Source organism: Romboutsia sp., assembly GCF_051659545.1.
Taxonomy (GTDB): Bacteria; Bacillota; Clostridia; order Peptostreptococcales; family Peptostreptococcaceae; genus JBOFOR01.
Genome location: NZ_JBOFOR010000249.1, coordinates 1 through 9,816, shown reverse-complemented (window position 1 = coordinate 9,816; position 9,816 = coordinate 1). Strand labels below are relative to the sequence as shown.

The window sequence follows — 9,816 nt, the reverse complement described above, 5'->3', positions numbered from 1 at the left end:
AATTGACTAGCAATTAAATTATTAATCATGGAAGAATTACCTACCATTTTAGAATTTCCCGATTCATCTGTGATATAAGTTTCAGCATATCCTCCATTTTGAATAAAATACAATGATGTAGGCTCTAAAGGTGTAGGTAATGCGTTTAACTTATAAAAATTTATTTTTTTTGTTGCCATAGTATTTATTATTTATTACCATTCTGATTCACAAGACACTATAATATTAGAGGTTATTTTTTGTTCCCCCTTTAAATCCTTAAAAGTAAGTTCTATTTCTCCTGTTTGAATTTTTTCTATCTTATCAATAGATAAAACATTACCATTACAGGTAAGTTTTGAAAGCCAACCAAAAATATAAACAATACACTCTTTTATATTTCCTGGTGCAATTATGGGAGAGACATTTATATTTTGCATTTTATAGTGTTTTTATGTTTAACAAAGATAGAAATTATTTTAAGAACTCCAAAAAACATTTCCAAGTTTAGTGATTTGAGTGTAAGAATTTATATCTACAGTAAACACTACTTGTGAATTAATAGGATAATCTTGTATTGTTATAGTTGCATCTGAGATAATATTATTATTAATGTCATAAGAAGGAGAAACAAAGCCAGCACCAGTTATAAAATTATTTATACGAGGGTAATATTGTTGTTTTCCATAATTTACAGAATTATTTAATAAAATTCCCATTCGAACAAGAGGGGCTGTAACACTAAGAGTTAAAGTAGTGTCGTTAAAAACAGTTTTATCAACATCTGTTGGTACTCTATATCTTCCAATTGTGTTTTCATTTTTTGCATAAGAAATATAAATGTTTTTACTCATAATGCTTTGTGCAATATTAATATCTGACTGAGTAAGAACATAATTTGAAATATTTTGTTTATCTAAGTATAGATAAGAATATGTACTACTAATTGCCATGTTTGTATCAAAAGCCGTTAATATTTTTCTTATTTCTGTTAGAGGTAACTTATTTTCTCTTAGTTGTATTTGATTAAAATAGATATTTGCTGGAGAAATATTATCTAAAACTTTTGGTAGTCTTTCAACACTAATTATATCTATACCATTCAAAACTAAAAATGAACCACTGTTTGTAATACCTGTCATCTTTACTTTTATTTGGTATGTACCTGCTGTTACATAAGTGTGATTAGTGCTTGTATTTATAGTACCATCTGCCCAATCAGTTTGTACAGTTAAATTATGATTGTACATGTTCCAAGAAATACTTTTATTAGGAACAGTTGTTTGAACAGTAAAAATTAAATCATTTGTACTATCTGAAATTTTTGCTTCATTATTTATTGTAAAATTTGCCATATTATTTAAGATGTAAATTGACCAGAGCCTGAATCTTTTACTGAAAAAGTGAACACACTTGAAATAAGAGCATCTTGGTTAGGGGCAAAAAACTTGAGCTTACCTGAAGATATTTCAGCAGATGTTAAAATCATACCAAGAGCAACAACTACATTATTATATTTTAAAAATCCTGTAGCAGGAAGGGTATCAATTCTTACAGCAGCTAAAGGGTCATTTTCAGGGTCAGAATAGGCTGGAACTGTCTGTGTTGTAAAATCTGCAAGAGTAAGAGTATAATCTGCTCTATTTAAAAGAGTTACAACCCTATTTCCTGTAGTTGCGGGCTGATTTATATATGCTGCATTTGTAAATGTAAAAACTGCCATAATTTATATATTTTTTGTTATTGTTTAACTACTAAATTTGAGTGAGCCTTTATCTCTTGCACTCCAAAGAAATGTACTTATATCTGCTCCACCAGAAGAAGAAGTAAATTTAAATAACCCTAAAGCAATTTGGTCTGCTGTAATTATTTGATTTTCTGTTACACTTATATTGTTTAGTTTTAAAGAAGCATTTTGTTCTAAACTAATTTTATCTATTCTAATTGCATCTAATTCATCTCCTTCTGTATCTGAATAGGGAGGAATTGTATTAGTTGTAAAATCCGCTATTGTAAATGTTTTTGTTGTTATTGCTGTTATCGTAACAATTCCATCTCCTATACTAGGAGGTTGATTTATGTCTTCAATACAAGTAACAGAAAGACCTAAATTTGATATACACTTTTTTATTTTTTCATAATCAAATTGTATATTAGTATAATCTACATTTTCTGCAATAGAAATTTCAGCATAATAAAAAGCTAAGTAATAAAAAGAAATTAATTTTTTCATTAAAAGAGTATTATCAGAATTACCTGTAATATTCTCATTCAATATCATACATAGATTTGCTTCTGTTAATGTACACAAAGAACATTTAAAAGCGTTGTTAAAAACCTCTATATAAAGTTGATTTACTAAACCGTAATACAACATCACTTTAGTTAAAGTATTTGCTATAGTTTTTTCATCTGCTTCATTGCAATTATTACAAGAATAACATTCACACCCACATAGTATTGTATTTACATCTTCTATTATTGAAGTTAGTAAATTATAATAATTTGAAATAAATATTTCATCAAAATTTATTGAACTATCACTGGATTTAGATATTATTATTTTATATACAAAATCTCTATTTAAAGTAAAAGATGTAGCACTTGTAATTTCTTGTGTTGCAACTTCTACTTTGTATTTTTCTACATCACAAGGTGTATTAACATAAATAGTTACAAAAACAGGTATTGTTTCTGTTTTTGTAACTGTTAGTATGTCTTTATATTTTTTAATTTTATACCACATATTTTTATTTGTAAATAAAAGGATGACTTTTACACCATCCTTTTACCAATCTAAAATAAAACATTATGAAAAAAAGAGTTATGTCCAAATTGCATCTATCACTAGATTAAAAGCATTTCTTGTTACAGTATCTGCTGTAGGAATTGCAACAATAGTGGCTAATTCAAAAGTATCCCAAGCATCTCCTGTTGATTTTTTTTGATACTCAAAAGCATATCTGTCATATTTTACTTTTTTATCTACAAAATATGCAGTAGGTATAGCTTGCCCAGTTGATTGAGAAAGTCTGTTAGGAGAATTTTCTGCACTATAACCAGAAGCTTTATATTCAGTTTGGAAAACATCATAACCATTCCCTTCTTCATATTTGACTTCTTGAGTAGTAGTAAGTGTACCATTACACTCAAAACCAAGACTAAGAGAAGGAATAACAGTTGTTTGTCTCAAACCATAATATTCAGGATTAATCTGACAAAATTGTGCAATTTTAGCTGGTATAGTAGTAAATCTAATTTTCATACAAACATCATTAGTTGTATCTGTATCCGTATTTACTGTAGAATTAGTTGCTATAAAAGCTGGTATATCTGTAATAACAGCATTTGTAGTTGGATTAATAGCTTCTGCCACTACAAGCCCTTTTTTATCAGCATTAATTGCTTTAATAAAATCATAAGCTAGAACATTACAATCCCCTGAAACACAAGATATACAACCTGCACAACAAGAAGAAGAGGCAATATAGGTTTTTACAAAAGGAAGATAACCTGCAATAGTAAGTGTTTCAGAATTTCTAAATTCCATTCTCAAAGCATAATCTTTTCCACAAAGAGCTTTAAAACCAGACAATTCAAAAATCATTGGAAGACCCGCAGTATATATCTTTTTATTATAAGGTACTGTTTTTTGTCTTAAATCAATTTCAGGTCCAGCAGATTGGTGAATAGCATTTAATGTTCCATCCCCTAACCTATCTACACCCACAGCAAAAATAACTTTCTTTGGTACAGGAGATACTGTACTATCAACAGAGAGCATTGTATTCGCATCAAAAATACCTATTTGACCTAATGTAAGGTCAGATAGTTCTTTATCTTTTATAAGTACTGCTTTATTTCCAGTTGTAGTAAGTACTTTGTACACATCATTAGTTTTTGACATAATATTAGTTTTTTAATTAATTAATTCGTTTAAATTTAGTTTTGTCATTTTACTTTGGTAATCGGCGGCTTGAATATTTTCTGTAGCTAATAAAACTGCAATATCTACAATTTCTCTGTGTGTTGCTTCTGATAATTCACAATTCTGAAAACCTATTAGAGATACACCAGAAGGTGAATTGTATTTTCCACTAACACTAAAATCTTTTGCGTTATGTATATATTTGGGTTTTCTAATATAAGAAACATACACTTTATTTACTATAAATTTTCCATCTGTGTATAATTTTAATCCATTTTCAAAAAATACTCCATTCACTGTTCTCCATTCAAATGAACTTTTATCAAAAGGACTTTCTTCAAAATTATCATCATGTTGTCTTATAATTAGTGTTCCATTAATATTATTACAATTGCCTCTTGATATTTCAACATTACCTTTAATATAATATAAATAATCTCCAGGTAATGTTATTTGATTGTTTATGACAATGATAGGGACACTGTTTTTTACAAGTGTCCTTATATCATCTATATTTCTTTGACTTTTTTCAAATCCTAAATTTGATTTATTTCTTGGTTCTGCAACTCTTTTTATAAAGATTTCTTGTGCTTCATTTAATATCCAGTCAATTTCAGGAATTAGGAAATTTTTATTTTGCTGACTATCGACTTTATTTAGTTTTAATTTAAAATCGTAGTGCATCTCTTCTATTGTCATTGTACTTTATTCATTATAACCACTTTTAGTTCTTGATTACTTTCATCTTCAAAAAATCTAGTAAGTTCTTCGTAGTTTGAAGCTATTTCAGCATCTCCATAAAAATATTTAGTTTTATGATATTTCAAAACATTTTTTTGAATAGCTTCTTTTAACAAAGCTTCTAATACAATTTCTTTTTTAGGTTTTTTCAAAAATTCTAAAATTTCTCTTGGTTTACTTTCCATTAGTTTTTCCATTTCTAATGTAATCATACTATCAGATTTATCTTTAAGATTTTTTTCTCCTAGAATAAGAATCAATTGTATTTTTTCAGTTTTTGTAAGTTCATTATACTTTTGATACACTTCAAACTTAACTTCTGCTTTTTTAGCTTTTAGTTCCATTTCTTCTTCTCCATCAACTATATAATGTGTAGCATCTGGGTAAAGATTATCTTGGTATTCTCTTAAAGAATTAGCTACAAACTTTGAACATTTTATTACTTTGTATTTAAGATGGTCAAAAGGATTATTAGTTTCTAAGAACATAGTTGAATTTGGAAGTTTAATTCTCATTGTACCAGCTTCCCAAAATTCATGTGGAGTACCAGGTATATATACGTTAGATAAATTTTGTTTTAAAAGTTTTGCATAATAAGATGCTTCTGTTACTTTTTCTCCAGTTTCTTGGTCTTCATAGTCTGTGTCTGTATAATTAAGTCCAGTTGCGTATAGTTTTGTTTCTCTATCAACTAAAACAGAGATAGTTTTATCTCTCATAAAATTATCAGCTTCTTTTTTACCATGCCATTTCTCTTTTTCAATTGGTCTTATTTCTATTTTCATATTTGTTTTATTTTATATTAATATTACTTTGTAACGGACTTAATATAATCCGTTACAAAAGTAATACATTTTATTTAAATTATCTAATTTAAAGCAAATTTCAATTCTCCACACTTAGTAATATCTTTTACATACACTCCCTCATGCCCTCCTATGTGCATTGAATAGTAATCGCCTGCATGAGCACTACCAAATTTACCAGACCTATCATTTGGTCCCATAGGTCCATAATTACCACATATATAATTAAAGAAATCTCCTCCTTTTTTCTTAACGAGTTTTACATTCTTTTCACCATCTGTATCAGAAAAGTCAAGAATAGTAAGTCTCATAGATTCAACAGGTTTCCCTGAAAATGGGTCAATCTCATTGTTATAAATTTTATTGTCATATAAAGGATTATGAATCAGTTCAAGAGAGCCACCATTTGTTAAATTATATCTAGTATATTGTATTCCATATTCATAGGTCTTATTAGCTAAATCAGAGTTTGTTTTATTAGTAAATACTTCAATATTTTGAATTAACCCCTTTTTTGTAATTGCACTAGATATAGCTTTATGAAAATTTATCATACCCCATTCACCAGTAAATGCTTTTAAATTTCTGTGAGTATTACCTGGACCTACTCTGCCGTAAAATATATCCATAAGATATTGGTCAATCAAATCTGTAGTCAAGTTAGTGTAGTACTCAATATGGGAATCTTCTAGCTGTTCATGCAAACCAGGACCAGTTTCATATCTATATCCATTTTCGTCTTGATAAACATCTCCTTGTCTTCCATACCATCTCATTACTTCTCTTTCCTCTTGCCATTGTTTGTGAAACTCAACCTCAGCATAATTCATCCAAGTTGGGTGTTGGTTTCCATCTCTGTCAGTAAGCGGTACAGCAAGAACTGCTGTTGAAGCATAATCTGTTACTCTGTATTGTTTTCTTGATTTAGCAATTTTATTTCTAAATTTCATTTCCCTACCAAGTTGAGTAGAACCTCCTTTAGTGGCGGCTTCTCCAGAGGCAGAGTAAAGTTTTGACCATTGTTGACCTGGTTTAAGAAGATTTAATGGTAGAAAATCACTATCATTTTGAGTGAGTAGTTGCACCGTATATACATAACCATTACCATCTCTTCTAGGAGCTTCCACAACTATACAGTTATATTTGTTACTAGAAGTACCAGGACTTAGTACATCAGTCTCCATAAACCAATTTTCATCTAATTTAATTTTAAACTTAGATTTGTATTTTCCAGGTGCAGTTACACTAGGGGCATTTACATTTTCAAGAGTGATTAAAGGTCTGGTTGTAGCACCTCTCAGTTCCCATTCATACTCTACACCTCCAATAGTAATTGTGCTCCCTACTTCTGGACCTAAAATATGTGCCAAAGGATTATTTGAATAGTAATTCTTTGAAGCAAAAATTTGGTCAATCTTACCCATCATTTTATGAGGGGCTGTCTTCAACATAGTCCCCAAATGGTTGGAATCTGTCATGTTTTGACCATTATATTCTATCTTTTGGATAGCCATTCTTCCTAGTGTTGCCATAGTTATTATTTTTTTTTTTTTGTTAATTATTTATTTTTATTATAAAAGGTTTAATATATTTTTTCTTTCTACTGTTTTTACTTCTGCTCCTTTTGGTAAACCACTTTTTGAACTAGCTAGTTTTTCTTTCATTTCTTTTGTTACTTCTGTTTTTATATTATTTTTAATTAAAGAAAAATCAAAAGTTCCATCTTTTTTTCTAGTCCTTAGTAGTTGAGCAAGTTGTATTACAGCTTTTTCATCACTCATAACTTCCCATAAATCAGCATGAAGCCTAGTTGATACAGTGCCATTTTCGTACTTTACATTTCTGTCAAGTATGTAATTAGGTATTTCTTTCTTATCAATTTTAGATAATTTCATACCTTCTAAATCTTCTGTTCCTTCAACTCTTGCTGTTAATTTTTTCTTTTCTTCTTTAAATTTATGAATGTTTTCTTGTTTTATAATTTCTTGTCTTTTAAGTAATTCCTTTTGCTCTCCTCTTTGTTTGTCTCTAATTATATTAAATCTTTTTTCTGCAACATCTTTTAATGTGCCTTTATCTTTTAAATTTTCTATCCTACTTTCAATCTCTTCTTCATCCCAATCATCTTTTTTAAGAGAAAATCTAATTATTTTTTCTTGATTTTTTTCATCATTAATATCCATATTTAAATCTATTTCTGATTCTGTAGTACTTAAATATGTTTTTAAATATTCTTCAATACTTCCCCCTTTTGCTGTAAATCTTATAATATCTTTTACATTTTCAGGTAGTTCTTCAATAATTTCTTCTGCCCTTTCTTGAACTGAAGCTTCATATTTTTCTGTTAATAATTCAATTTTATCCTCTTCTGATAAACCTGATAATTCTTCTTTTTCAAAACTTATCAGTTCTTTGTCTTTTAATAAATCAAATATTGAAATAACTTCTGTGTTCTCAGTAGTTTTTTCTATGTCTTCTGCTTCTTCAAAAGCTTTTGACATATCAATATCTTCTGTTATTTTTTCATCTTCAACAGCTCCTTCTTTAGCTGTTTCTACGTTTTTCTCAATTTCAGTTTTACCTATATTTGCAAACACATCTTGCATATTAAGTTCCGTTTCTAAGTTGTCTTCTAGTGCCATGTTTTTATTTATATTACAAAATTAATACTATTATTTAATTTAACTAAGAAAAAATATTAATTAAAATATTTTAACTTAAATAGCGTTTTTTTCATTTTTATTGTTTCTTTACTGTTTTATTTAATTTCTTTTCATCTAACTTTAATTTTTTTTCTCCTAAATCTTTATGAACTTCTAATTTTTTTTCATCTAAATCTAATTTTCTATTTTTAGTTTTTATATCTAAATCATGTTTTGATAATTGAAGAAAATCATTTATACCATCGTTATTTTCATCCTCATCTGGATTAAAAGAGGCTGCTGTTATTGTAGCTTGTAACTCCACTGTTTTTCTTCTTTCTGTTTCTTTTAAAACAATAAGTTCTTTTGTTTGTTCAAATTTTTCTCTCTCAAATTCTCTACCTCTTTCTCCTTCTTCTTTCATTGCTTGATTATTTTCCTGATTTGTTTTATTATCAATATTTCTTTTTCTTTCTTCTGCAACTTTAAGAGTTTCTTCTGCTTCTACAATACCTTCTTGTCTTATTACTGCAATAACATCTGATAATTCAATTTTTTGATTTTGAAGAGCAGCATGAGCAAGTTGTCTGATAACTTCTTTAGCTTCTTCTGCTTTAGCTGAATTAGAAACAAATATACCTAAAGTAGAGTTATTTAATAAGTTTACATCTAAATCTAAAATCTGTTTAGACATATCATCTAAGATATAATTAAGTTTTACATTATTGCTTTTATTATTACTATAAGCTACTTTTGCTGTTTCTATTAAAGCTTGAAGAATATTTCCTTTAACAGTTGCATGTAAATTGAAGTAAGGCTCTAATATATGAGAAGTTTGTACTAAAGATTGTTGTGTATTTTTTACAGCATCATCTGGTCCTATCTGACCTTCAACAGCTTCAGTAATACCGACACTTTTTCCTTGTTGTTGTTTAATATATTCTGCTAAGTTTATATATTTTTGAATATCAGAAGCTAAAGATAAGTCTATTTCTTTTGCTAAAGAACCTACTTGGTCTAAATTTGAGCCTTCTTCTGATGGGTTAACAAACATAACTGGAGAACTTTCCATAAAATACATCCATTTTTTCACATCTATACCAGTAGATTTAGGTATTGCATTAATGTTCATTAATATTTTTTTACCTTTATCAGAAGCTATTAGAATTTCAATCTTATACATTAATATGTTATAAAAATATTGATAAGATTTTAATCTTTCCATCAGAGATGTTTCAACACTATTAAGATTGTCATAAACAGCTCCATAATAAGGCAATTTACATTCATATAAATTATCCATGTCTTTAAATTGACCAGGAACAGGTCTCATGTTTAAATATATATTGTTGTTTATTTTCCAAGTTTCATACACTTCTGGAATGTATTCCCATTTTATTAAAACATCACCTCCTTGTTTATTTAACTTATAATTTTCATCTATAATCATTTCTTGTTCTTCTCCATTAACATCTATATAAGTTAAAAAACCTATTCTTCTTAAAGATTTCCACACACAATGTAAAACTCTAACAGTGTTTATATAACTTCTACCATCTGTAGTATTAATATAAGCATCATTATCATAGTTTTCAAAAGCATATTGCATATCTAAACCTATTGTTGAAGGGTAGGAAAAAGAATATATTTTTTCAATATCTGATGGTGTTAGTTCATTACTGAAATACTTTATTACATCAGATGGTGTCATTCTATACTC

The 9,816-nt window shown here is 28.1% G+C and carries 10 protein-coding genes; all 10 read right to left on the bottom strand.

Going from position 1 to position 9,816, the window contains the following annotated elements; translation table 11 throughout:
- Nucleotides 1-194 precede the first annotated feature (194 nt).
- Nucleotides 195-419 carry a hypothetical protein gene (locus tag ACRC03_RS14260; RefSeq protein ID WP_438653252.1) on the bottom strand — a complete coding sequence of 75 codons (225 nt, stop codon included), beginning with the start codon at nt 417-419 and terminating at the stop codon, nt 195-197.
- 39 nt (nt 420-458) lie between these two features.
- The gene (locus tag ACRC03_RS14255) at nt 459-1,334 is read right to left on the bottom strand and encodes a hypothetical protein (RefSeq protein WP_438653251.1); all 876 of its coding nucleotides are present in this window, start codon (nt 1,332-1,334) and stop codon (nt 459-461) included.
- Between the two features lie 5 nt (nt 1,335-1,339).
- A complete protein-coding gene (locus ACRC03_RS14250; RefSeq protein WP_438653250.1) occupies nt 1,340-1,702 on the bottom strand; it encodes a hypothetical protein in 363 nt (120 codons plus the stop codon).
- 24 nt (nt 1,703-1,726) lie between these two features.
- Nucleotides 1,727-2,725, bottom strand: a complete 999-nt coding sequence (locus ACRC03_RS14245; protein WP_438653249.1) for a hypothetical protein — start codon at nt 2,723-2,725, stop codon at nt 1,727-1,729.
- A 78-nt stretch (nt 2,726-2,803) separates the two neighbouring features.
- Nucleotides 2,804-3,886, bottom strand: coding sequence for a hypothetical protein (locus tag ACRC03_RS14240; RefSeq protein WP_438653248.1), 1,083 nt, complete (start codon nt 3,884-3,886; stop codon nt 2,804-2,806).
- Nucleotides 3,887-3,898: 12 nt separating this feature from the next.
- Nucleotides 3,899-4,606 carry a hypothetical protein gene (locus tag ACRC03_RS14235; protein WP_438653247.1) on the bottom strand — a complete coding sequence of 236 codons (708 nt, stop codon included), beginning with the start codon at nt 4,604-4,606 and terminating at the stop codon, nt 3,899-3,901.
- Nucleotides 4,603-5,433 carry a hypothetical protein gene (locus ACRC03_RS14230; protein WP_438653246.1) on the bottom strand — a complete coding sequence of 277 codons (831 nt, stop codon included), beginning with the start codon at nt 5,431-5,433 and terminating at the stop codon, nt 4,603-4,605. Before ACRC03_RS14230 ends, ACRC03_RS14235 begins: the two co-directional genes overlap by 4 nt.
- 83 nt (nt 5,434-5,516) lie before the next feature.
- Nucleotides 5,517-6,986, bottom strand: coding sequence for a hypothetical protein (locus ACRC03_RS14225; protein ID WP_438653245.1), 1,470 nt, complete (start codon nt 6,984-6,986; stop codon nt 5,517-5,519).
- A gap of 39 nt (nt 6,987-7,025) precedes the next feature.
- Nucleotides 7,026-8,096: a hypothetical protein gene (locus ACRC03_RS14220; protein WP_438653244.1), complete on the bottom strand. Its 1,071-nt coding sequence runs from the start codon at nt 8,094-8,096 to the stop codon at nt 7,026-7,028.
- Nucleotides 8,097-8,193: 97 nt separating this feature from the next.
- Nucleotides 8,194-9,816, bottom strand: a 1,623-nt coding sequence (locus ACRC03_RS14215; protein WP_438653243.1) for a hypothetical protein, incomplete at its 5' end; no start/stop codon positions are given.

What these genes read in the sequence shown, in the direction of transcription:
- ACRC03_RS14260 (WP_438653252.1), bottom strand. Translation starts at nt 419, where the DNA reads ATGCAAAATATAAATGTCTCTCCCATAATTGCACCAGGAAATATAAAA.
- ACRC03_RS14255 (WP_438653251.1), bottom strand. Translation starts at nt 1,334, where the DNA reads ATGGCAAATTTTACAATAAATAATGAAGCAAAAATTTCAGATAGTACA.
- ACRC03_RS14250 (WP_438653250.1), bottom strand. Translation starts at nt 1,702, where the DNA reads ATGGCAGTTTTTACATTTACAAATGCAGCATATATAAATCAGCCCGCA.
- ACRC03_RS14245 (WP_438653249.1), bottom strand. Translation starts at nt 2,725, where the DNA reads ATGTGGTATAAAATTAAAAAATATAAAGACATACTAACAGTTACAAAA.
- ACRC03_RS14240 (WP_438653248.1), bottom strand. Translation starts at nt 3,886, where the DNA reads ATGTCAAAAACTAATGATGTGTACAAAGTACTTACTACAACTGGAAAT.
- ACRC03_RS14235 (WP_438653247.1), bottom strand. Translation starts at nt 4,606, where the DNA reads ATGACAATAGAAGAGATGCACTACGATTTTAAATTAAAACTAAATAAA.
- ACRC03_RS14230 (WP_438653246.1), bottom strand. Translation starts at nt 5,433, where the DNA reads ATGAAAATAGAAATAAGACCAATTGAAAAAGAGAAATGGCATGGTAAA.
- ACRC03_RS14225 (WP_438653245.1), bottom strand. Translation starts at nt 6,986, where the DNA reads ATGGCAACACTAGGAAGAATGGCTATCCAAAAGATAGAATATAATGGT.
- ACRC03_RS14220 (WP_438653244.1), bottom strand. Translation starts at nt 8,096, where the DNA reads ATGGCACTAGAAGACAACTTAGAAACGGAACTTAATATGCAAGATGTG.